Below are 22293 nucleotides of genomic sequence, written 5' to 3'. Positions count from 1 at the left end.
CATGCAGGTCGAGATCCGCCGCGCGCGCACGTCCGACGTCCGGGCCATCCGGAACCTCGTGGACACGTACACGTCGGACCGCCGGCTGCTGAGCAAGGCCACCGTCACGCTCTACGAGTCCGTGCCGGAGTTCTGGGTGGCCGTGGACGCGGCCACCGACCAGGTCGTGGGCTGCGGCGCGCTGCACGTGATGTGGGAGGACCTGGCCGAGATCCGCACGGTCGCGGTGGATCCGGCGTACCGCGGTCTCAAGATCGGCCACCGGCTGGTCGCGGAGCTGCTCGATGTGGCCCGGCAGCTGGGCGTGGCGCGGGTGTTCTGCCTGACCTTCGAGACCCGGTTCTTCGGCTCGTTCGGCTTCACCGAGATCGACGGCGCGCCCGTCCCGCACAGCGTCTATGAGCAGCTCCTGCGCTCGTACGACGAAGGTGTCGCCGAGTTCCTCGACCTGGAACGGGTGAAGCCGAATACCCTCGGTAACACGAGGATGCTCCTCCATCTCTAGGAGAACAGCGTGAGAGTCGCGGCGATCGACTGCGGGACCAACTCCATCCGTCTGCTCATCGCGGACATCGCCGGCGGCCGCCTCACCGACGTGGCCCGGCGGATGGAGATCGTCCGGCTCGGGGAGGGCGTCGACCGCACCGGCCGGCTCGCGCCGGAGGCGATCGAGCGCACCCGCAAGGCCCTGCTCGGGTACGCGACCGAGATCGCCGAGCTGGGGGTGGGCCGGGTCCGGATGTGCGCGACCTCGGCGTCGCGGGACGCGGCGAACGCCGCCGACTTCACCGCGATGGTCCGGGCCACCCTGGGCGTGGATCCCGAGGTGATCAGCGGCGACGAGGAGGCCCGGCTGTCGTTCGCCGGGGCGGTCACCGGCCTGACGGCCGACCAGCCGTATCTGGTGGTCGACATCGGCGGCGGTTCCACCGAGTTCGTGGTGGGCGGCGCCGAGGTCCGGCACGCGATCTCGATGGACATCGGCTGTGTCCGGATGACCGAGCGGCACCTGCGCAGCGACCCGCCCACGGCGGCGGAGATCGCCGCGGCGGAGCAGGACATCACCAAGGCCGTCGACACCGCCCTGCGGACGGTGTCCGGCCACGGCGCGGCGACGCTGGTCGGGCTGGCCGGTTCGGTCACCACGGTGGCCGCTCTGGCTCTGCACCTTTCCCGGTACGACGCGGAGCGGATCCACCACGCGCGGATCCCGTACGACGACGTGGCGAAGGTGACCCAGGATCTGCTCGGCTCGACGGTGGCCGACCGGCGCGACCTGCCGGTGATGCATCCGGGGCGCGCGGACGTGATCGGCGCCGGGGCCCTGATCCTGCGCATCATCATGGAACGCGCCGGCAAGAGCTCGGTGATCGCCAGCGAGCACGACATCCTCGACGGCATCGCCTTCTCGCAGGTGGATCCGGCGGCCGAGGAGGACGCGGTGCCCGCCGCCCACCCCGCGCGCAAGGCCGACGAGCCCACCCTCAAGAAGTTCTTCTCCACCCTGCGGTCCGCCACCCCCCGCGACTGAGCCGCCCGGCCGCCTTGACCGGCGGTGCGAAAGTGGTCCGGCAGGCCGGTAACGGCGATCGATCCCTCAACACCGGTACCGTGCCTTTGACACTACTTCGCATCGCGAAGTAGTGTGCACCGCGTGGATACCACCCAGCTCCTCAAGGGCGTGCTGGACCTGGCCTGTCTCGCCGCCCTGCGCGACGAGGACGGCTACGGCTACGACATCCTGCGCCGGCTCCGGACGGCCGGGCTGGCCGAGGTCGGCGACGCCTCCGTCTACGGCACCCTGCGCCGGCTCTTCAACGCCGGCCTGCTCACCACCTACGTCGTGCCCAGCGACGAGGGTCCGCACCGCAAGTACTACGCGCTCAACCCCGCCGGCCGGGCCGAGTTGCAGCGCTCCGGCAAGGTCTGGCACGGTTTCGCATCCACGATGGACGATCTGCTTCGCGAGCGGGAGACGGCGTGATCACCACAGCTCAGGACGAGATCAATCTGTACGTGTTCGCCGTCCGCGCGGCCCTCGGTGACCTGCCCGAGTCGCTGCGTGACGAACTGCTCGAGGATCTGCCCGAGCACCTCGCCGAGGTGGCGGCCGACGGCGAGGGTTCGCTGACCGACCGCCTGGGCAGCCCCGAGGCGTACGCCGCGGATCTGCGGATGAGCGCCGGCTTCGTCGGTGGCTTCCCCGATCCGCCCGGGCGCACCGACCAGTTCAAGGAGATGCGCGACGTGGCCGTGGCCCGGCTGCGCGTCGCCGACGTGCGGCTCGGCCCGCTGTTCGGCGCCGAGCGGGCCAGCGACTTCCTGGTGCAGCTGCGCCCGGCGTGGTGGGTGCTGCGCGGCTATCTGGCCGCCATGGTGCTCGCCTGGATGCTCGACGACAGTGGCCAGCCGATCGGTCTGCTGCCGCGCATCGGTGGCAGCGAGGCCGTCGCCCTGCTGCTGCTCGCGGCCGGGATCCTCGGCTCGATCTGGCTCGGCCGCCGCTCGGTACGGCTGTCCCACTGGCCCCAGCTGGCGCTCTACGCGGGCTCGGTGGTGCTGGTGCTCGTCGCGCTCGGCGGCTTCCTCAGCGCCGACAGCAGCAGTCGCGGCGCGCCCTACGCGGACGTCAACTATGACAACTCGAACCCGTACGGCAACATCGAGGACCTCTTCGTGTACGACGAACAGGGCCGGCTGGTGCAGAACGCGCGCATCTTCGACCAGAACGGCGCGCCGCTGCGCCTGGGCAACGCGTACTGCTACGACGAGTCGGGCAACTACACCGAGGTCCAGACGCTCACGTACCCGTACTGCGCCGAGCGGGATCCGTTCCGGGCGCCGACCGCCACGGCCAGCGCGGCGGCAGGCGAGGCGTCTGGTGCTCCTGGGGCGAACGGGCCGGGTCCGGTGCCGCCGATGGAGGACGGCTCCGGGGTCAGCCCTTCGGTCAGGCCCTCGCCCAGCCCTTCGGCCACTTCGCCGAGCGTCTCACCTTCGGCGAGGTAAAGGCCTGGTAACGGGGTCGCGGCGGCGCTGCCCGGGTCGCTACCTTGTGCTCCGATCGGCCGACCCCCTCGGCCGGACCCGAGAGGAATCATCGTGAGCAACCCGGTCGCGCCGCCGCCTTCCGCCGGTGACGGCTTCCCGCCGCCCGCCAACCAGGGCTTCGGCAACGCCCCTGCGCAGGGTCAGCCCTACGGCGCGCCGCCGGCCCAGGGTCAGCCCTACGGCGCCCCGCCGGCCCCGGAACCTTACGGTGCTCCGCCGGCCGGTGGCCAGCCCGTGCCGGGCCAGCCCGGGCCCGGCCAGCCCTACGGGGACCCGGCGCAGCAGGGCTTCGGTGGCCCGGCCGCTTTCCCGCCCGAGCCCAAGAAGAAGAGCGCGTTCGGCCGGATCGCGCTGCGCATCGTCGGTGCCATCGTGGTGTTCGTCATCATCGCCGTGGCTCGCGAAGCCTTCTTCGGCGACAAGGCCAAGGACGCCGCCGTCGGTGACTGCGTCGCCTCCTCCGAGGACGTGAAGGTCGACGAGGAGACCGAGGCCGACGCCAAGGTCGTCGACTGCAGCTCGGCCGACGCCGCGTTCACCGTGGTCGGCCGGGTCGACGGCGAGAGCAACACCAGCAGCAAGTCCTGCGAGAAGTTCTTCAAGGAGAACGAGGAGTACTTCGTCTACGGCAGCACCGCCGGCAAGGGCTACCTGCTCTGCCTGCGCCCGAAGGCCTGACCCACCCCCGGTACGGCGGGAGCCCCACCCCGGCTGCTCCCGCCGTCCCGCGCAGTGCTGTGCTGGAGCCGTGCCCAGCCGTACCCCTGAAGACGTCGCCCAGCACGCGGCCGCCGCGCCCGACCTGCCGGTCCTCGACGCCGGCGTCGCCGATTGCTTCGCCTGCCCGCGCCTGGTCGCCTGGCGCGAGGAGGCCGCCCGGGTCAAACGGGCCTCGTTCCGCGACCAGACCTACTGGGCCCGCCCGATCCCGGGGTTCGGGCCCGCTGACGCGAGCATCGCCATCCTCGGTCTCGCCCCGGCCGCCCACGGTGGCAACCGCACCGGCCGCATCTTCACCGGTGACCGTTCCGGCGATGTCCTCTTCGCCGCCCTGCACCGGGCCGGGCTGGCCAACCAGCCGACCAGCGTCGCGGCCGACGACGGCCTGGCGGTACGGCACACCCGGATCTTTGCCGCCGTCCGCTGCGCCCCGCCGGACAACAAGCCGCTGCCGGTCGAACGGGACACCTGCGCACCGTGGCTGCACCGCGAGCTCGATCTGATCCGGCCCACGCTGCGCGTCGTCATCGCGCTCGGCGCCTTCGCCTGGGCGGCGTGGTGGCCCGCGATGACCGCCGTCTATGGCGTTCGGCCGCCGGTCCCGCGTCCCGCCTTCGGCCACGGCGCCCAGGTCAGCCAGCCCGGCGTGCCCGAATTGCTGGGCTGTTACCACGTCTCCCAGCAGAACACGTTCACCGGCCGGCTCACCCCCGCCATGCTCGACGACGTCCTCGGCCGTGCCAAAGACCTGGCGGGCCTGGCATGATGCGGACTCTGCCGATTTTCCGCCGTGCACGGACGACCTAAGGCCGGGAGTGTTGGATCTCGCCGCACTGCGTCGCTGGTGGCCGCTGGCCGCCGTCCTCGCGCTGCTCTTTCTCGCCTCGCTGGCGGCCACCCGTTCGGCTCCCCAGCTGGACAGGTTCGAGCCCGACGCCCCGCCCAGCATCGAGGCCGCACCGCTGCTGCCGCCCTCGCTGGAAGCCCGCGTCGAGCCCTCGCAGGAGCCGTCGAAGGCCGGCGGTGACCTGCCCGACTGGACCGGCACCGTCGCCCTGGTGATCCTCGGCATCGTCGGCGTCATCGTGATCGGCCTGGTCGTCTGGGCGCTGCTGCGCCAGACGTTGAGCCGCCGCGGCAACCGCAAGGGCCGCCGGGAGCCGCGCCGGCCGGAGGCGCGCACCGCCGAGGACCTGGTCGCGGCCCTGGACGCCGGCCTGCAGGAGCTGTCCGACACCGACCGGGACCCCCGCCGAGCCGTGATCGCCTGCTGGGTGCGCCTGGAGCAGGCCGCCGCCGCGGCCGGCACGCCCCGGCACGCCGGGGACAGCCCCACCGACCTGGTCGCCCGGCTGCTGGCCGAGCAGCGCCTCGACGCCGGCGTGCTGACCCCGTTCGCCGCGGTCTACCGCCAGGCCCGCTACGCCACCCACACCGTCGACGACCAGATGCGCCAGCAGGCCCGCTCCGCCCTGGAGCGGCTGCGGGTCGACCTCGGCGCCGGGGTCAGCTCATGAGCCGCGAGCAGGACGGCGGGCTCGAGGACCTGTTCGGCAGCCGGCCGGCCGAGGTCATGCTGCCCGACCCGCCGGAGGAGGCCGAGAAACCGCGGTCCCGGGTCGGCTGGGTCGTCCGCAATCTCCTGCTCGTCGCGGTCGCCACCGTGGTCACCGTGGCGGCGCTGCGGTCGCGCGGCATCAATGTCTCCATCCTGCTGATCGTGGCCGCGTTCGTCGCGCTGCGGCTGCTGATGCTGGCCGTGTCCGAAGTGGCCCCGCCGCCGCTGCCCAGGCCGGCGACCCGCCGCGGCGAGGACGAGGGTGACTACCGATGGGCCGGCACCGATACCCTGCGGGCGGCGGTACGGCGCTGGGAGCAACGGCTGGAGTGGTCGCAGCACGACTTCGAGAGGTTCTCGCGTAACGTCCTGCCCGTGTTCGCCGAGCTCGCCGACGAACGCCTGCGGCTCAAGCACGGGTTCACCCGCGCGTCGGATCCGCGGCGGGCCCGGGAGCTGCTCGGCGAGCCGCTGTGGGAGTTTCTGGACGAGCCGGGCCGGCGCTCGCCGAAGCCCCGTGAGCTGTCCACGTACGTCGAGGCACTAGAGAAGATCTGAGAAGGGTGGTTCGGTGACGGACGCGAGCGTGGAGGCCCTGCCGCCGTACGAGGTCGGCAGGCTGGCCGGCGCTGTCCTGGACTCGGTCGGCAGCGTGGTGGTCGGCAAGCGCGAGTCCCTGGAGCTGGTGCTGGCCGGCATCCTGGCCGGCGGCCACGTGCTGCTGGAGGACCTGCCCGGGCTCGGCAAGACGCTGACCGCCCGCTGCTTCGCCCAGTCGCTCGGGCTGGACTTCCGCCGCCTGCAGTTCACCCCCGACCTGCTGCCCGCGGACGTCACCGGATCCTTCCTCTACGACCAGCGCAAGGGCGACTTCGCGTTCCGGGCCGGCCCGGTCTTCACCAACATGCTGCTCGCCGACGAGATCAACCGGACGCCGCCGAAGACCCAGGCCGCCCTGCTGGAGGCCATGCAGGAGAAGCAGGTCTCCGTCGAGGGCGTCACCTACCGGCTGGACCCGCCCTTCCACGTGCTGGCCACGGCCAACCCGATCGAGTACGAGGGCACGTACCCGCTGCCCGAGGCCCAGCTCGACCGGTTCATGCTGCGCGTCTCGTTCGGCTACCCCAGCGAGGACGAGGAGTGGGAGGTGCTGCGCCGCCGGATGTCCCGCCGCCAGGAGGAGTCGCAGCTGGCGCCGGTGGTCGACGCGCACCGGCTGATGGCCATGCAGGCCGCGCTGGAGCAGGTCGTGGTCGAGGACTCGATCGGCCGTTACATCGTGGCGCTCACCTCGGCGACCCGCGAGCACGCCTCGGCGCTGGTCGGCTCGTCGCCGCGGGGCTCGCTGGCGCTGCTCCTGCTGGCCCGGGCCCGGGCGGTCATGGCCGGCCGGGACTACGTGGTGCCCGAGGACGTCAAGGACGTGGCGGTTCCCGCGCTGGCCCACCGGATCACGCTGCGGCCGGAGATGTGGCTGCGCCGGGTCGACCCGGCGTTCGTGGTCCAGGAGGTGCTGCAGGCGGTGCCGGCGCCGGCCAGTGGTGCCCTGCCGACGTACGCGGGCGGGTACACCGGCCAGTGACAGCCTTGGATCCGCCGTCGTTGCGGGCCGCCGTACCCCCTCAGGGGCCGGCGGCCGACGAGGGGTGGGCGGCGCCCGCCTGGGTGCCCACCCGGGCGCTGGGCCGTACCGTCCTGCTGACCGGGCTGCTGCTGGTCCTCGGGGTGGCGCTGGGCCGGGTCGATCTGGTGCTGCTGGCGGCGCCGTTCGCCGTCGGCGCGGCGATCGGGCTGCGCCGGATGCCGCGCTCCGCGCCTGAGCTCACGGTGGACGCGAACGAGGAGCACATCGTCGAGGGCGGCAGCGTCGGCGCCGGGCTCACCGTGGCCAACCCCGACGTCATCCCGTACGACCTGGTGGTCGTGCGGACCCGGACCTCTCCGTGGCTGGAGCTGCGCGACGCCGACCGGCCGTTCGCGATCACCGTCGCGACCGACGGCTGGACCGCCGTCGAGCTGCCCGGCGAGGCGACCCGCTGGGGCCGGCACGAGGTGGGCCCGGCCGCGGCCCGGGTCGCCGCCTGCGGTGGCCTGCTGGCCTGCCGCCCGGTCGTGACGCCGGCCCGGCGGGTGCGGGTGTATCCGGAGACCGAGCCGTTCGCGGCCACCGAGGCGATGCCGGCGGCGGCCGGCCTGGTCGGCAACCACCGGTCGCGGCGGCCCGGCGAGGGCGGCGAGCTGGCCGGGGTACGGCCGTTCGCCCCCGGTGACCGCCTGCGCCGCATCGACTGGCGCGTCTCGCTGCGCACCCGCGACCTGCACGTGGCCTCGACCCTGTCCGACCGGGACGCCGAGGTGCTGCTCCTGCTCGACGTCCTCGGCGAGGCCGGCGCGTCCGGCGGCGTCAAGGGCCGGGCGTCCGTGCTCGACACGACGGTCCGCGCGGCCGCCGCCATCGCCGAGCACTACCTCCAGCGCGGCGACCGTGTCTCGCTCATGGAGTACGGCTCCTCGGCCCGGCGGCTGCGAGCTGCCACCGGACGCCGGCAGTACCTGACCGTCCTCGAGTGGCTGCTCGACGTCCGGGCCGACACCGGTGACCAGGGCCCGCACGAGCACGTGTTCGGCGCCCACCACGTCTCCTCGGACGCGCTCGTCATGGTGCTCACCCCGCTGGTCGACCCGCGCTCGGCCGACATGCTGGCCGGGCTGAGCCAGTCCGGCCGCTTCACCGTCGCGGTCGACACGCTGCCCGTCGGAGTCACGCCGCCCAATCGCAGCCCGTGGACGCCGATCGCCACCAAGCTGTGGCGGATGGAGCGCGAGAACGTCCTGGGCCGGTTGCGCGAGCACGGCGTGCCGGTGGTCACCTGGGCCGGGGCCGGCAGCCTGGACCTGGTGCTGCGGGACGTGTCCAGGCTCGCCTCCGCACCGCGGGGGCGCTGACATGCTCGACGGCATCACCCGGCGGATCGAACGCACCCGGACCGTGGTGGCCCGGGCGACGGCGCTGCCGCTGCTGGTCCGCGGCGGGATCGCCCTGGTCTTCGTGCTCGCGCTGATGGTGGCGTGGCCGGCCGCGCTGACCGCGAGCCGCTACGTCGTCCTGCTCGCCCTGGTCGGCGTCTATCCGGCGTTCGCCCCGCGCGGTCGCGGCGTGACCTTCGCGGTGCTGGTCGTGGTGGGCGGCTGGATCCTCGACACCACCTGGTACGACGCCCGGGTCGCGCTGTGGCGGGTGCTGAGCATCGCCGCCCTGACCTATCTCGGGCACACGCTGGCCGCGCTGGCGGCGGTGCTGCCGTACGACGGGATCGTCAACGTGGACGTGGTCGCCGGCTGGCTGGCCCGGGCCCTGCTGGTCGTGCTGATCTCGGCCGTGCTCACCGTGATCACGCTGGGCCTGACCGCGGAGCTGGCCGGGGGCGCGTTCGTGATCGCGACGCTGGTCGGACTGGCCGCGGCGGTGGCCGTGACCCTGCTGCTGGGCCGGCTGTTGCGCCGTCCGTGACGGCCTTCGCACGGTAAGTTCGCAGCGAAATGAAACCGAAACGTGTGCGTTACGGCACTTGACTAACGGGGTTGTGCTTGGTCACAGAACCGCGCACGGCGGCACCCCGATGCGGATGATGGAGGGGTGAAACCGCAGCGGATCGTTGTCGTAGGGGCAGGTCACGTGGGGCTGTACGCCGCTCTGCGCCTGTCGAGGAAGCTCAACTCGGTGCAGGCTGAGGTGATCGTCATCGATCCGCAGCCGCACATGACGTACCAGCCGTTCCTGCCGGAGGCCGCCGCCGGCAACATCTCACCGCGCCACTCGGTCGTGCCGCTGCGCCGCGAGCTCAAGCGCTGCCACATCGTCTCGGGCGAGGTCACCAAGGTCGAGCACGCTCGTAAGACGGTCACCGTGCGGCCGATCGACGGGCCGGTCAAGGAGATCGCGTACGACCACATCATCGTGGCCCCGGGCTCCGTCTCGCGCACCCTGCCTATCCCCGGCCTGCGTGAGCGCGGCATCGGCTTCAAGACCATCGGTGAGGCCATCTACCTGCGCAACCACATCCTGGACCGGCTGGACATCGCGGCCACCACCCCGGATGCCGGGATGCGCAAGGCGTCGCTCAACTTCGTCTTCGTCGGTGGCGGTTACGCCGGCGTGGAGGCGCTCGCCGAGATGGAGGACGTCGTCCGCGACGGCCTGAAGTACTACCCCGAGCTGGAGCAGGACGAGGTCCGCTTCGTGCTGGTCGAGGCGTCGAACCGGATCCTGCCCGAGGTCGGCCCGGAGATGGGCGCGTACGCGGCCCGCCAGCTGCAGCAGCGCGGCATCGACATCCGGCTCGAGACCCGGATGGATTCGTGCGTCGACGGCGAGGTGCGGCTCTCCGACGGTGAGACCTTCCGGGCCGAGACCATCGTCTGGACCGCGGGCGTCAAGCCGTCGCCCATGCTGGACCACACCGACCTGCCCCGCGGCCCGCGCGGGCACCTCACCTGCAACACGATGCTCCAGGTGGTCGACGGCGACAAGGTGCTCGACGGCGCCTGGTCGGCCGGCGACTGCGCGCAGGTCCCCGACCTGACCAACCCGGGCGCCTGGTGCTCGCCGAGCGCCCAGCACGCGGTCCGGCAGGCCTCCCGGCTGGCCGACAACATCCGCGCGGTGATCATCGGCGCCCAGCCCAAGGACTACCAGCACAAGTACGCGGGCAGCGTCGCCAGCCTGGGCCTGTACAAGGGCGTCGCCAAGATCTACGGCGTCAAGCTCAAGGGCTTCCCGGCCTGGATGATGCACCGCACGTACCACATGAGCCGAATCCCCTCGTTCAACCGCAAGGTACGGGTGCTGGCCGACTGGACGCTGGCCTTCGTGCTCAAGCGGGAGGTCATCTCGCTCGGCCAGCTGCACGCCCCGCGCGAGGAGTTCACCCACGTGACGCCCCCGCTGAGCGACGACCGCAGCGCCGAGCCGGTGGGCGCCGGGTCCCGCTGAGCGTGGTTTGTGCCCGTCCCGGCGTTCTGCCGGGCGGGCCCGACCGGCTACGGTGAGCAGCAACGCATCGGCCCGGGTGGTGGAACGGCAGACACGGCCGCCTTAAAAGCGGCTGCCCAAAAGGCGTGCGGGTTCGAGACCCGCCCCGGGCACGGTTTTCAGCCTGCTCACAGCTTTGCCGGGCGCCATCCAGCTGGTATTGCGCTTACCCTTGAACAGCACGCCCCTACGTGCCTCAACCTCAAGGGAGGCTGGACACAGTGAAGACTTCCAACCCGGTGCTCTCGCGCCTCGGCCAAGCGGCCGAGCGGGAGCGGACCGCCGGGTACAACCCGGCCGGACCGTACGGCCCGGCCGCCGGTCAGCCGGGTTACGGTCAGCCGTACCCCAGCGCACCGGGATATCCGGCTTCGCCGCCGGCTGTGCGACCCATGACGATCGACGACGTCGTCGTCAAGACCGTGACGCTGCTCGGCATCACCGGTGTCTCCGCCGTCGCGGCGTGGAACCTGATCCCGGACTCGCTGCTCGGCGCCGCCTGGATCGGAGCCGCGGTGGTCGGCCTGGTGCTGGGCCTGATCATCTCGTTCTCCCGGATGGCCAACCCGGCCCTGGTCGTGGCGTACGCGGTGATCGAGGGCGCGTTCGTCGGCCTGGTCAGCAAGTTCTACCAGGAGATCGCGGGCTTCCAGGGCATCGTCCTGCAGGCGGTGATCGCCACCTTCGGCGTGTTCTTCCTGATGGCGTTCCTCTACCGGGCCCGGGTCATCCGGGCCACGCCGAAGTTCGTCCGCGGCATGATCGCCGTGATGGCCGGCCTGTTCGCCGTCATGCTGATCAACTTCGTGCTCTCGCTGTTCGACGTCACCACCGGGCTGCGCAGCAACGGCGCCCTGGGTATCGGCTTCAGCATCATCTGCATCGTCGTCGCCTCGCTGAGCTTCATCCTCAGTTTCAACGAGGTCGAGGAAGGCGTGCGGATGGGTCTGCCGCAGCGCTACTCGTGGACGGCGGCGTTCGGCATCCTGGTCAGCCTCATCTGGCTGTACCTGGAGGTTCTGCGCCTGCTGAGCTTCCTGCAAGGCGACGACTAGCCGCCCGCACCACAACGTCACACCCGGCAGCGCCCGGTCCGCCTCCCCGCGGACCGGGCGCTGCCCTGTCTGCCGATAGGGTCGCCGGGTGGGTGCAGCAGACTTCGAGACCGCGGTGCAAAGGCTCATCACGCAGGTCGGCCACTGGGAGGCCGCCCGCTGGAACGCCCCGGCGGCCGGCGGCGGGAGCACCCGGGCCGAGGCCGTCCGCACGCTCGTCCAACGCCTGGCCGACGCCTGCGCCGACGCCGAGCAGCGCCGGCACCGCCCGGTCCCTCGCCTGGCCGACACGGTCCTGCCCGACCAGCTCCGCGTCATGGCCGACGACCTGCTCGCCGCCGACCCGGCCGACGACCTTCTCGCGGTCGCGACCAAGGACGTCACCGAAGCCCGCGATCTGCTCTGATCCCCGCGGTCGGCCGCGAATCCCGGGCTCGGCCGTCGGTGGGCTTGCGAGCACGCAGCCGGCCGGGTGAGGGTGGCCGCTCATGCAAAAAGCGAACCGCCGAGCCCGACCGCCCCCTACGGCAGCCGGACCCGGCGGAAAATCAGGGAACGACCTCAGCTGAGGCGTTCGAGCACCATCGCCATGCCCTGGCCGCCGCCGACGCACATCGTCTCCAGGCCGATGCTCTTGTCGTGCCAGTCCAGGGAGTTCAGCAGGGTGCCGGTGATCCGGGCGCCCGTCATGCCGAACGGGTGGCCCACCGCGATCGCGCCGCCGTTGACGTTCAGCTTCTCCAGCGGGATGCCGAGCTCGCGGTACGACGGGATGACCTGCGCCGCGAAGGCCTCGTTGATCTCCACCAGGTCGACGTCGTCGATGGTCATCCCGGCCCGCTTGAGCGCCTGCCGGGACGCCTCGACCGGGCCCAGACCCATGATCTCCGGCGACAGGGCCGTGACGCCGGTCGACACGATCCGGGCCAGCGGGGTGATGCCCAGCTCGCGGGCCTTCGTGTCGCTCATGACCACCACGGCGGCCGCGCCGTCGTTGAGCGGGCAGCAGTTGCCGGCGGTGATCCGGCCGTCGGGGCGGAACACCGGCTTGAGGCCGGAGACGGCCTCCATGGTGACGCCGGGGCGGGGACCGTCGTCGGCCGAGACCACCTTGCCGTCGGGGGTGGTGACCGGGGTGATCTCCCGCTGCCAGAAGCCGTTCGCGATCGCCTTCTCGGCCAGGTTCTGACTGCGGACCCCGAACTCGTCCATGTCCTGGCGGCTGACGTCGTACGCCTGGGCCAGGTTTTCCGCGGTGTAGCCCATGCCCAGGTAGATGTCGGGCAGGTTGCCGTCCTCGCGCGGGTCGTGCCACACGCCGCCGTTCTTCGCCGCCTCGGTCGTGCGGACCCGGGCCTCGGCGAACTTCGGGTTCTCCCAGCCGCCGCCGACCAGCGCCTGGGCCTCCGGCGGCAGGCCGTCGGAGTTGCCCCGGCCGAAGCGGGACACCGTCTCGACACCGGCCGACAGGAAGATGTCACCCTCGCCGGCCTTGATGGCGTGGAAGGCCATCCGGGTGGTCTGCAGCGAGGAGGAGCAGTAGCGGGTCACCGTGGCGCCCGGCAGGCCGTCCAGGCCCAGCAGGGTGGCGACCACGCGGGCCATGTTGAAGCCCTGCTCGCCACCGGGCAGGCCGCAGCCCAGGTAGAGATCCTCGATGAGGGTGCGGTCGAGCTGGGGCACCTTGCTCAGCGCGGCGTCGATGATGGTCGCGGCGAGGTCGTCGGGGCGCAGGTCCTTCAGCGAGCCCTTGACGGCGCGGCCGATGGGGGAGCGGGCGGTGGCGACAATGACAGCTTCCGGCATGCAGCCAACGTTAACGCGCCGGTAACTTGACGCGGAAGCATCACTTCGTCACACCAGAATGTCGGTTTTACTCCTGGATTGACCGGCGGCCGGCGGCCTGGGCGGCGTCGAGCACCGCCGGGTAGAGCGCGTGCGCCCATACCCGGTAGCCGTCCGCCGAGGGGTGGAAGCCGTCGTAGCAGAGCGTCCCCGCGTCGGCCCGGAACACCGCACCCGTCTCCTCGGCCAGGTCGACCACCACACCGCCGGCCCCGGTCACCGCGGCCGCCTGGGCCCGCGCGACCCGGCGGCCCACCCATCCGGTGAGCTGCCGCAACGGCGGGGCGATCGAGCGGACGGCGCCCAGATCGGGGCAGGTGCCGACGACGACCTGCACGCCGGCCTCGCGCAGCCGCCGGACGGCGTCACCGAGGTGCGCGGCCGACTCCTCGGCGCTGCGCAGGCCGGTCGCGTCCTGGGCCCCGATCAGCACCACGGCCACGTCCGGACGGTCACCGAGCAGGGCCCGGGCCACCTGGGTCGCCAGGTCGGTCGAGCGGGAACCGGCCACGCCGACGCTGGACAGCAGCACGTGCCGCTGGCCGGTCTCCGGGGTGCCCTCGGCGAGCAGCCGGGCCAGCTGGCCGCCGACCGTCTCGGAGAGCCACTCCACGCCGACCCCGATGGCTGCCGAGTCGCCGAGCAGGACCAGTCGCAGCGTGGGGGCCGCGGACGGGCCCATCGAGGTGCGCAGGGCCAGACCCATGGTGGGCTTCGCGTACCGCCGGGTGCGGGCCGCGATGGCCTCGCCCGCGAGCAGGGCGAAGCTGCCGACAGCCCCGGCGAACAACGTGGTCGCCGTCGCTTTGCTGATCCGTCCCGCCAGGCCCGTCATGTCGCCTCCCTGCCGCAGTGCAACTCCGTCAGTCGACGGCTGTTTGATGATCCGCTGGGGTCCAGCCTACGGCTCCGGCGGCCGACCGGCCGGACACGCCGGGAACGGGACCCGCCTCGAACGACGCCGCCGCGCGGTGCCCGAACCACAGCCGCGGCTCGCCGAACCACGGGTGCCGGCGCAGCTGGGCCCAGCGGCCGGCCGGGCCGCGCTCGCGACCGTCGACCTTGGCCGGGCCGACCTCGGTGCCGGCCGCGCGGGCCGCCTCCTGGGCCGCCTCGGGCAGGCTGCGCACGCCGTCGGTGCCGGTGGCCGGGGCCCGGTCGTCCTCGCCGAGCATCGCCATCAGCGTGGGCATCATGACCGCCGCCGCGCGGGCGTAGCCCTCGGCGGACGGGTGGAAGCGGTCCGAACTGAACATCCGGACCGGGTCGGCCTCGAACGCCGGGCCCAGCAGGTCGCCGATGGACACCGTCCGGCCGCCGGCCTCGACCACGGCGACGGTCTGGGCCGCGGCGAGCTGCCGGCTCCACTTGCGGGCGAGCCAGCGCAGCGGCGGCTTGATCGGCTGGATCGCGCCGATGTCCGGGCAGGTGCCGACGACCACTTTGCAGCCGACCGAGCGCAGCCGCCGCACGGCGTCGGCGAGGTGACGCACGGCGGCGGTACGGGCCGAGGCGTGCGTGACGTCGTTGGCGCCGACCAGGATGACGGCCACCTCGGGCTCGTACTCCAGCGCGGCGTCCACCTGATACTGCAGGCCGGAGGACATCGAGCCGACCACGGCGAGGCGGTGCAGGCGTACGGGCCGGCGCAGGCGCCGCGAGACGCCGGTGGCGAGCAGGGCGCCGGGGGTCTCCCGGGGACGGTGCACGCCGTACCCGGCCGCGGAGGAGTCTCCGAGGATGACCATGCTCAGCGGCTTGCCGGGAAACTTGGGGCCGTACACCCCGTCACCACGAGGCGGCGGTGCCTCGGCCATCGGGATGATCCGGCGGGCGTCGGCGGCCTGGCGCAGCAGCACACCCGCCGAGAGGACGGTCAGGCCGGCCGCTGCGCCGGTCACACCGCCCGCGATCTGGCCTGCGAGCCGGAGCCGCTGCCATTCCTCCGCTGTCAAACTGCGCACCTGTCGCACGCTCTCCCTCGCTCTCGCTCGGTGGGAACCTGCCCGTCAGCCGAGGGTGGAGACCCGGCTGCCGGCGATGGTGGGGACTTCGAGGCTAACTCGCCTGTGCGACAACTGTCTGAACCCCGCGCCGAGCGGGCACATATAGCGCGTTGCCGTCATGCTGAGGACAGCGAAAGGGGACGACATGGCCAGAACTCTGCGCCGGACCGCCGCGTTCACGGCGCTCGCGAAGGCGCTGATGGCAGGGGCCCGTGGCGGCCCGTCGATCGGCCAGCGGCTGGCCGCGCTGCCTCGGATGATCAAGGCGACCGCCAAGGGCGAGTACGACGGTGGCCTGCGGGTGGCCCTGATGACCGCCGCGACGCTGTACGTGGTCTCACCGATCGACGCGGTGCCGGAGGCGGCCCTGCTGGTCTTCGGCCTGGCCGACGACGCCGTGATGATCACCTGGCTGGCCGGCTCGGTGCTCAGCGAGACCGAGCGCTTCCTGCAGTGGGAGAAGGAGCGTGCCGCGGTCCTGCCGGGTTCCGTGGTGAGCTGAGCCGTAGGCTGGCCAGATCCAGGTCAGCACCGGAGAAGGGCACAGCGACGTGCGGTACTACGACAATGTCGTCGACATCATCGGGGACACCCCCCTGGTACGGCTGCGCAGCGTCACCGACGGCATAGCGGCGACCGTCCTTGCCAAGGTCGAATACTTCAACCCCGGCGGCTCCGTGAAGGACCGCATCGCCCTGCGCATGGTGGAGGACGCCGAGAAGGCCGGCCTGCTCCGCGAGGGCGGCACCATCGTCGAGCCGACCAGCGGAAACACGGGCGTGGGGCTGGCCTTGGTGGCCCAGCTCCGCGGCTACCGGTGTGTCTTCGTCTGCCCCGACAAGGTCAGCGAGGACAAGCAGAACGTGCTGCGGGCGTACGGGGCCGAGGTGGTGGTCTGCCCGACCGCCGTGGCCCCGGAGGATCCGCGCTCCTACTACAACGTCTCGGACCGCCTGGCCCGGGAGATCCCCGGCGCGTGGAAGCCGGACCAGTACAGCAACCCGGCCAACCCGCGCTCGCACTACGAGGAGACCGGCCCGGAGCTGTGGAAGCAGACCGACGGCCGGATCACCCACTTCGTGGCGGGTGTCGGCACCGGTGGCACCATCACCGGCGTCGGCAAGTACCTCAAGGAGCAGGGCCCGGTGCGCATCATCGGCGCCGACCCGGAGGGCTCGGTCTACTCCGGTGGCAGCGGCCGGCCCTACCTGGTCGAGGGCGTCGGGGAGGACTTCTGGCCGGAGACCTACGACCGGGGCATCTGCGACGAGATCATCGAGGTCTCCGACTCGGACTCGTTCGAGATGACCCGGCGCCTGGCCCGCGAGGAGGGCCTGCTGGTCGGCGGCAGCTGCGGCATGGCCGTGGTCGCGGCCCTGGAGGTGGCCCGCCGGGCGGCCCCGGAGGACGTGATCGTGGTCCTGCTCCCGGACGGCGGCCGTGGCTACCTCTCCAAGATTTTCAATGACACCTGGATGGCCCGCTACGGCTTCCTGACCACGGGCGGCGACGAGGCCACGGTGGCGGCGGCCCTCGGCTCGAAGAGCGGCGAGATGCCCCCGCTGATCCACGTGCACCCGACCGAGACCGTCCGCGACGCGATCGACTACATGCGCGAGTACGGCGTCAGCCAGCTCCCGGTCCTCAAGGCCGAGCCGCCGGTGGTGACGGGCGAGGTGGCCGGGTCGATCGCGGAGAAGGCGCTGCTGGACGCGCTGTTCACCGGGCAGGCGCACCTGCACGACACCATCGAGCGGCACATGGCCGACCCGCTGCCGATGATCGGGGGCGGCCAGCCGGTGAGCGAGGCGGTGACCCTGCTCGAGCACGCGGACGCGGCGATGGTGCTGGTCGACGGCAAGCCCGCCGGGGTGCTGACGCGCCAGGATCTGCTGGCGCACCTTTCCTGAGGTTCTCCGATGCCGTCCGGCCCGGTGCGGGCCGGACGGCATCTTCGCGTGGTCACGCCGCGGCGGCTGTCCGGCCCACCGGGAATCGCACGCCGGTGAGGTCTTCCGAGACGGCCCAGAGGCGTTGCTGCAGGGCCGGGTCGTAGGACTCGGCGCTGGAGGTGACCAGCTCCGGGTAGCCCCGGGCTCCGGCCAGGCCGTCGGGACCGTAGTACTGCCCGCCGAGGACGGACGGGTCGGTGGCGGCCCGCAGGGTGGGCAGTGCGCCCGCCGTCGCGGGCTGGCTGAGCAGCGGGGCGAGCCAGGTGACCGGTCGGCGCAGGGCCGCCGGGACGTTGCGGACCAGTTCGGTGTTGGAGATGCCGGGGTGCGCGGCCACCGCGACGGTGGTGCCGTGCGCGGCGAGCCGGCGCTGCAACTCGTAGGTGAACATCAGGTTGGCCAGCTTGGACTGGCCGTAGGCGCCGATCCGGGCGTAGGAACGCTCCCACTGCAGGTCGTCGAAGTGGATGGCGGCGCGGATGCGGTGGCCGGTGCTGCTGACCGTGACCACCCGGGAGCCGGGCACCGGCAGCAGCAGGTCGAGCACCAGGCCGGTGAGCGCGAAGTGGCCCAGGTGGTTGGTGCCGAACTGGAGCTCGAAGCCGTCGCGGGTGGTCTGCCGCGGGGTGTACATCACGCCGGCGTTGTTGATCAGCAGGTCGATCCGCGGGTGGGTGGCGCGCAGGCCGGCGGCCGCGGCGCGCACCGATTCCAGCGAGGTCAGATCCAATTCCTGTACGGAGACGTCACCGTTGATCCGGGCGGCGGCCAGCTTGCCCTTTTCCGTGTCCCGCACGGCCAGCACCACCGACGCCCCGCGCTCGGCGAGCCGCCGGGCGGTCTCGAAGCCCAGCCCGGTGTTGGCCCCGGTGATCACGGCCACCCGGCCGTCCTGGCGCGGCATCTGCTGCTCGGTCCACTTCATCTCTGCTCCCCAATGTACCGCCGGTTACTTATGCCTGGAACGGTAATGTACCGCCGGTACAGTGTCAAGAGACCGCCGGTACCTAAGATAGGGTTGGCGGCATGACGTTCCAGCGGGCGCGCAGCGACGAGCAGCGTGCGGTCCGGCGCCGGGCGATCCTGGAGACGACCTCGGCGATGCTCGACGAGATGCCGGTGGCCCAGGTGACCCTCAACGAGCTGAGCCGGCGGGTCGGCCTGGCCAAGACGGCGGTGCTGCGCTATTTCGAGAGCCGCGAGGCGGTGCTGCTCGACCTGATGGACGACCGGACGGCGACCTGGCTGGCCGAGCTGGAGCCGGAGCTGGCCCGCGGGATCGACCCGGACCGGTCCGCGGTGGAACGGGCGGAGCAGGCGGCCGACGTGCTCAGCCGGTCGCTCGCGGCTCAGACCGTGCTCTGTGATCTCTTCGGCGCGCAGGGCGGGGTGCTCGAGCACAACGTCTCGGTCGAGGTGATCCGCCGGCACAAGCGGGCCTCGCTGGGCAACCTCGCGGTGATGGGCGGCCTGGTCCGGCGGCACCTGCCCGAGCTCGGCGACCGGGCCGAGATGTTCTGCCTGAACCTCCTGATCGTGGGCGGCGCGCTGTCCGCCTACACCTCGCCGCCGCCGAGCCTGCTCGCCGTCTACGAGTCCGAGCCGGCGCTGGCGGTCCACCACGTCGACATGCGCACAGCCCTGCGGCTGGCGATCATCACGTCGCTGGTCGGCATGCTGCCGCGCCCCTGAGGCCGGAGCGCGGCAGCACCCTTCGAATCAGGAGAGCTCAGCGGGGACGGTGACCACGTCCACGAAGGCGTTCTTCCGCAGGACAGTGATCGGGAGGTTCCGGCCGATCGCCGGGCCCAGCATCAGCCGTTGCAGGGCCTGGACCGTCTGCACCGCTTCGCCGCCCGCCGTGATCAGGATGTCGCCGAGGTAGATGCCCGCCGTGCCGGCCGGGCTGCCCGGGACCACCTCGACCACGCGCAGGCCCAGCTTCTGGCCCAGGCGCTCCGCGATCGGCGGGGGCAGCGGCACCGGTACGCCCGCGACGCCCAGCCAGGCGCGGCGGACCCGGCCCGTGGTCACCAGCTCGCCGATGATCTGGCGGGTGGTCTTGTTGATCGGTACGGCCAGGCCCAGGCCGTAGCCCGCGACCGCCGTGTTGACGCCGACCACCGTGCCGGTGGAGTCGGCCAGGGCGCCGCCGGAGTTGCCCGGGTTGAGCGCCGCGTCGGTCTGGATGACGTTGTCGATGATGCGGACGCGGCGGCCGTCGCGGGCCGGCAGCGAGCGGCCCAGCCCGGAGACCACGCCGGCGGTGACCGAGCCGGCCAGGCCCATCGGATTGCCGACCGCCACGACCAGCTGCCCGATCCGCAGCCGGTCGGCGTCGCCCAGCGGGGCCGCCGGCGCGCCCGGGTTGTGCACGCGGACGACGGCCAGGTCGGACAGCGCGTCGGCGCCGACCACGTCGAACTTGGTCTCGGTGCCCTCGGCGAAGGCGGCGGTGCCGCCGGTCGCGCCGGCCACCACGTGGGCATTGGTGAGCAGGAATCCGTCGTCGGTGAAGGTGACCGCCGAGCCCGCGCCGGCCCCGCGCGGGGTACGGACGGACAGCGCCGCGACGGACGGCAGCAACTGGGCGGCGACGCCGGTCACGACACGGCTGTAGGCATCGAGCGCGCCCGTTTCGACACCCGTGTGTTCGGTATCCATGCAGTCCAGAACACCGGCCCGGCGGCCATCGATGCCGGTACGGCGTCCGCCCACGGCGAACAGTGCCAGTCACTGATAGTCGCGAAGGTCGCACAGATAGTCCGACCGGATGCCCGTTGCCGGGGGTTGTATGAGTGACGAAGGAGCTGAACGAGCCGGACGGAGGGGTGGGGATGGTCATCGTCGACGAGGCTGTACCGGCCGACATCGTGGACCGCCTGCTCTGGCAGGACGCCCAGCAGATGCTGCGGCGGCACGCCGAGGCCGGCCACGACGGCAACTGCGTCTGGTGCGGCTGGCGCTGGCCCTGCGCGCCGCGCCGGCTCGGCGAACGCGCCGACCTCGCGTCCCGCCGGCCGTGGCGGGAAGCCTGGACCCTGCGGCACGACCTCAACAGCGTGCGCGCGATGCCCGGCATCCGCACCGGGCTGGACGGCAACATGGTCCGGCGCGAGACGCCGAAGATCGACGAACTGAACAGAGGCTATTTCGACTGAACGACCCCCCGCAGACCCTCGACGTCACCCGGGAGCTTGACCGTCCCCCGGCAAGAACCGACCTGCATCGGCCCGGACGACGTCGAACCGCGGTGATGCCCCCGTGCCCCGCCAGCACGCCGGCGTCCCGCACCCGGACCCGCCCATGAACCGCCTCGACCGGCACGCCTCCGCCGGTCGGCGCCTCCGGCCAGGCGTCAACGCGGTTCGGGCGGGCGCGGTTGGCGGGAGTGCGTGACCACAGGTTCCCCCGCATTCACTCGGTCACGCGCTCCCGCCCGCCCTCCAACGCCCGTCCGTAGCGGACCTGGGGGACCGGCTCCCCGCCGATCGCCTCGGTGCGGGTCGTGCCGTCCGGGACCCAGCCGCCGCGCTCGTAGAAGCGCCGGGCCCGCTCGTTCGCCGCGAGGACCCAGAGCACGGCCCGGTCACCCAGCGCGGCCAGCGCCGGCAGGGCGTCGGCCATCAGCGCCCGGCCGACCCCGGTGCCCACGTACGCCGGGTCGGCGTGGATCGCGTACAGCTCCGCGACGCCGTCCACTTCGCTCGGTCCCACGTACGTGAAGCCCGCGAGGATCGGGCCGTCGACTGCGACGGTCAGGCGGTGGGTGTCCTGCTCCCACTTCCACCGTTCCGCCCACCACTCGCCCAGCACCTCCGGCGAGCCGTGGGCCAGCGCGTCGGGGGAGAGGATGTCCGCATAGGCGGAGGCGCGCGAGTGGAAGTGCAGGGCGCCGATCGCCCGCAGGTCGTCGTCAGCGGCGGGACGCAGATGCACGCTCATCGGACGAACCTAGCCGGGACGGCACCGGCACCCGCAGCAGATCCTCGGCGAGCACGATGTCGCCGTCGAACTCCGCGCGGGCCTCGTCGAGGAACCGGGTGCTGTCCGCGTACCGCTGGGAGAAGTGGGTGAGCACCAGCGTGCGTACCCCCGACTGCCGGGCCACCGACCCGGCCTGGCCCGCGGTCAGGTGGCCGACCTGGGCGGCCATCGCGGCATCTTCGGCCAGGAAGGTCGACTCGATGACCAGCAGGTCGGCGCCCTCGGCGAGGTGGAAGACGTTGTCGCACAGGCCGGTGTCCATCACGAAGGCGAAGCGCTGCCCGGGCCGGGGCGCGCTGACCTGCTCCAGCGTCACCCGGCCGAGACGGCCGGTGCGCTGCAGCTCGCCGACCGCCGGCCCGGCGATGCCGTGTGCGGCCAGCAGCGACGGCACCATCCGGTGGCTGTCGGGCTCGGCCAGGCGGTAGCCGTAGGTCTCGATCGAGTGGCGCAACGGCAGCGCGGTGAGCGCGCCGGCCGAGGTCTCGACCCGGAAACCGTCGGCCACCGGTACGGGCTGAAGGTCAGCGACGTCGTAGAAGCTGGTGGCGTGCCGGAGCCGCTCGAAGAACTCCTGGCCACCGGCCGGATAGTGCACCTGGACCGGGTGCGGGACCTTGTCGAGCGAGACCCGCTGGATGATCCCGGGCAGGCCGAGCGCGTGGTCGCCGTGGAAGTGGGTGATGCAGATGCGCCGCAGCGGGGTCACGGCAAGCCCGGCCATCAGCATCTGACGCTGGGTGCCTTCACCGGGGTCGAACAGCATGACCTCGTCGTCCCAGCGCAACAGATAGCCGTTGTGGTTGCGGTGCCGGGTGGGCACCTGGCTCGCGGTGCCGAGCACGGTCAGCTGGCGCATGATCACCTTCGGACATGAAGCGACCCCCGGGGACTTCCGCGCCGTAGCACGGTCCGGTCGGACAAGGCCGGATCCCCGGGGGCCGGGTGGCTGCCTGGTATTCGCCGCACCGCTGCCACACGGTCTCGACGTTCAAACGAAGCTGTCAAGGACAGCGGCTAGCGGACAGCCACCTCACGAGTCCCGTTGCTATACAACTTCGGACCACCTCCTCTCACGTGTACGGCC

General features: G+C 72.3%; 24 protein-coding genes, 1 tRNA gene and 1 pseudogene. 19 read left to right on the top strand and 7 right to left on the bottom strand.

Features of this window, described 5'->3' with window-relative positions; translation table 11 throughout:
* Position 1 precedes the first annotated feature (1 nt).
* The 15 genes and pseudogenes from AB0C12_RS39775 to AB0C12_RS39705 all read left to right on the top strand — a co-directional run bounded on the left by AB0C12_RS39775 (position 2) and on the right by AB0C12_RS39705 (position 11822).
* Positions 2–505 carry an amino-acid N-acetyltransferase gene (locus AB0C12_RS39775; protein WP_360555920.1) on the top strand — a complete coding sequence of 168 codons (504 nt, stop codon included), beginning with the start codon at positions 2–4 and terminating at the stop codon, positions 503–505.
* Between the two features lie 9 nt (positions 506–514).
* A pseudogene (locus AB0C12_RS39770) lies at positions 515–1411 on the top strand (Ppx/GppA phosphatase family protein); the annotation flags it as partial.
* A 243-nt stretch (positions 1412–1654) separates the two neighbouring features.
* Positions 1655–1984, top strand: a complete 330-nt coding sequence (locus AB0C12_RS39765) for a PadR family transcriptional regulator (RefSeq protein ID WP_360555919.1) — start codon at positions 1655–1657, stop codon at positions 1982–1984.
* The gene (locus tag AB0C12_RS39760; RefSeq protein ID WP_360555918.1) at positions 1981–3009 is read left to right on the top strand and encodes a hypothetical protein; all 1029 of its coding nucleotides are present in this window, start codon (positions 1981–1983) and stop codon (positions 3007–3009) included. The genes AB0C12_RS39765 and AB0C12_RS39760 overlap by 4 nt, the downstream gene beginning before the upstream one ends.
* Positions 3010–3102: 93 nt before the next feature.
* Positions 3103–3729, top strand: coding sequence for a hypothetical protein (locus tag AB0C12_RS39755; protein ID WP_360555917.1), 627 nt, complete (start codon positions 3103–3105; stop codon positions 3727–3729).
* 70 nt (positions 3730–3799) lie between these two features.
* Positions 3800–4537, top strand: a complete 738-nt coding sequence (locus tag AB0C12_RS39750; RefSeq protein ID WP_360555915.1) for a uracil-DNA glycosylase — start codon at positions 3800–3802, stop codon at positions 4535–4537.
* A 52-nt stretch (positions 4538–4589) separates the two neighbouring features.
* Positions 4590–5288: a DUF4129 domain-containing protein gene (locus AB0C12_RS39745; protein WP_360555913.1), complete on the top strand. Its 699-nt coding sequence runs from the start codon at positions 4590–4592 to the stop codon at positions 5286–5288.
* The gene (locus AB0C12_RS39740; protein WP_360555912.1) at positions 5285–5887 is read left to right on the top strand and encodes a hypothetical protein; all 603 of its coding nucleotides are present in this window, start codon (positions 5285–5287) and stop codon (positions 5885–5887) included. Before AB0C12_RS39745 ends, AB0C12_RS39740 begins: the two co-directional genes overlap by 4 nt.
* A gap of 13 nt (positions 5888–5900) precedes the next feature.
* The gene (locus AB0C12_RS39735; protein ID WP_360555911.1) at positions 5901–6911 is read left to right on the top strand and encodes a MoxR family ATPase; all 1011 of its coding nucleotides are present in this window, start codon (positions 5901–5903) and stop codon (positions 6909–6911) included.
* A 20-nt stretch (positions 6912–6931) separates the two neighbouring features.
* Complete coding sequence (locus AB0C12_RS39730) at positions 6932–8275, top strand: DUF58 domain-containing protein (protein WP_360556063.1); 1344 nt, start codon at positions 6932–6934, stop codon at positions 8273–8275.
* Position 8276: 1 nt separating this feature from the next.
* Positions 8277–8840 carry a hypothetical protein gene (locus tag AB0C12_RS39725; RefSeq protein ID WP_360555910.1) on the top strand — a complete coding sequence of 188 codons (564 nt, stop codon included), beginning with the start codon at positions 8277–8279 and terminating at the stop codon, positions 8838–8840.
* A gap of 126 nt (positions 8841–8966) precedes the next feature.
* Complete coding sequence (locus AB0C12_RS39720; RefSeq protein WP_360555909.1) at positions 8967–10322, top strand: NAD(P)/FAD-dependent oxidoreductase; 1356 nt, start codon at positions 8967–8969, stop codon at positions 10320–10322.
* Between the two features lie 70 nt (positions 10323–10392).
* Positions 10393–10474, top strand: a tRNA-Leu gene (locus AB0C12_RS39715).
* A 108-nt stretch (positions 10475–10582) separates the two neighbouring features.
* Positions 10583–11416: a Bax inhibitor-1/YccA family protein gene (locus tag AB0C12_RS39710; RefSeq protein ID WP_360555908.1), complete on the top strand. Its 834-nt coding sequence runs from the start codon at positions 10583–10585 to the stop codon at positions 11414–11416.
* Positions 11417–11504: 88 nt separating this feature from the next.
* The gene (locus AB0C12_RS39705; protein WP_360555906.1) at positions 11505–11822 is read left to right on the top strand and encodes a hypothetical protein; all 318 of its coding nucleotides are present in this window, start codon (positions 11505–11507) and stop codon (positions 11820–11822) included.
* Positions 11823–11977: 155 nt separating this feature from the next.
* Here the strand turns inward: AB0C12_RS39705 and AB0C12_RS39700 are convergent, their stop codons facing one another.
* The 3 genes from AB0C12_RS39700 to AB0C12_RS39690 all read right to left on the bottom strand — a co-directional run bounded on the left by AB0C12_RS39700 (position 11978) and on the right by AB0C12_RS39690 (position 15174).
* Complete coding sequence (locus AB0C12_RS39700) at positions 11978–13222, bottom strand: acetyl-CoA C-acetyltransferase (RefSeq protein WP_360555905.1); 1245 nt, start codon at positions 13220–13222, stop codon at positions 11978–11980.
* A gap of 67 nt (positions 13223–13289) precedes the next feature.
* On the bottom strand, positions 13290–14096 hold the full coding sequence (locus AB0C12_RS39695) for an SGNH/GDSL hydrolase family protein (RefSeq protein ID WP_360555903.1): 807 nt from the start codon (positions 14094–14096) through the stop codon (positions 13290–13292).
* 28 nt (positions 14097–14124) lie between these two features.
* On the bottom strand, positions 14125–15174 hold the full coding sequence (locus AB0C12_RS39690) for an SGNH/GDSL hydrolase family protein (protein ID WP_360556061.1): 1050 nt from the start codon (positions 15172–15174) through the stop codon (positions 14125–14127).
* Between the two features lie 238 nt (positions 15175–15412).
* Here AB0C12_RS39690 and AB0C12_RS39685 point away from each other — a divergent pair, with 238 nt between their 5' ends.
* A complete protein-coding gene (locus AB0C12_RS39685; RefSeq protein ID WP_360555902.1) occupies positions 15413–15769 on the top strand; it encodes a YkvA family protein in 357 nt (118 codons plus the stop codon).
* A 49-nt stretch (positions 15770–15818) separates the two neighbouring features.
* Positions 15819–17177, top strand: coding sequence for a cystathionine beta-synthase (locus AB0C12_RS39680; RefSeq protein ID WP_360555901.1), 1359 nt, complete (start codon positions 15819–15821; stop codon positions 17175–17177).
* A gap of 52 nt (positions 17178–17229) precedes the next feature.
* Here the strand turns inward: AB0C12_RS39680 and AB0C12_RS39675 are convergent, their stop codons facing one another.
* Positions 17230–18144, bottom strand: coding sequence for an SDR family NAD(P)-dependent oxidoreductase (locus AB0C12_RS39675; RefSeq protein ID WP_360555899.1), 915 nt, complete (start codon positions 18142–18144; stop codon positions 17230–17232).
* Positions 18145–18245: 101 nt separating this feature from the next.
* Between AB0C12_RS39675 and AB0C12_RS39670 the strand changes: the two genes are divergently transcribed.
* Complete coding sequence (locus AB0C12_RS39670; protein ID WP_360555897.1) at positions 18246–18911, top strand: TetR family transcriptional regulator; 666 nt, start codon at positions 18246–18248, stop codon at positions 18909–18911.
* Between the two features lie 27 nt (positions 18912–18938).
* Here the strand turns inward: AB0C12_RS39670 and AB0C12_RS39665 are convergent, their stop codons facing one another.
* Positions 18939–19883 (bottom strand): trypsin-like peptidase domain-containing protein, encoded by a 945-nt coding sequence (locus AB0C12_RS39665; RefSeq protein ID WP_360555895.1) that lies wholly within the window; start codon positions 19881–19883, stop codon positions 18939–18941.
* A 134-nt stretch (positions 19884–20017) separates the two neighbouring features.
* On the opposite strand from AB0C12_RS39665, the gene AB0C12_RS39660 reads away from it, so the two are divergent.
* On the top strand, positions 20018–20380 hold the full coding sequence (locus AB0C12_RS39660; protein WP_360555893.1) for a hypothetical protein: 363 nt from the start codon (positions 20018–20020) through the stop codon (positions 20378–20380).
* Between the two features lie 256 nt (positions 20381–20636).
* Here the strand turns inward: AB0C12_RS39660 and AB0C12_RS39655 are convergent, their stop codons facing one another.
* Both AB0C12_RS39655 and AB0C12_RS39650 read right to left on the bottom strand, forming a co-directional pair.
* Positions 20637–21164 carry a GNAT family protein gene (locus tag AB0C12_RS39655; protein WP_360555891.1) on the bottom strand — a complete coding sequence of 176 codons (528 nt, stop codon included), beginning with the start codon at positions 21162–21164 and terminating at the stop codon, positions 20637–20639.
* Positions 21136–22065, bottom strand: a complete 930-nt coding sequence (locus AB0C12_RS39650) for a ribonuclease Z (RefSeq protein WP_360555890.1) — start codon at positions 22063–22065, stop codon at positions 21136–21138. The genes AB0C12_RS39655 and AB0C12_RS39650 overlap by 29 nt, the downstream gene beginning before the upstream one ends.
* Positions 22066–22293: the final 228 nt, after the last annotated feature.

Origin of the sequence: Actinoplanes sp. NPDC048967, assembly GCF_040649415.1 — a bacterium.
In the GTDB taxonomy this organism is placed as follows: Bacteria; Actinomycetota; Actinomycetes; order Mycobacteriales; family Micromonosporaceae; genus Actinoplanes.
The sequence above is the reverse complement of the archived record's forward strand: the minus strand, read 5'-3'. Positions and strand labels throughout refer to the sequence as shown.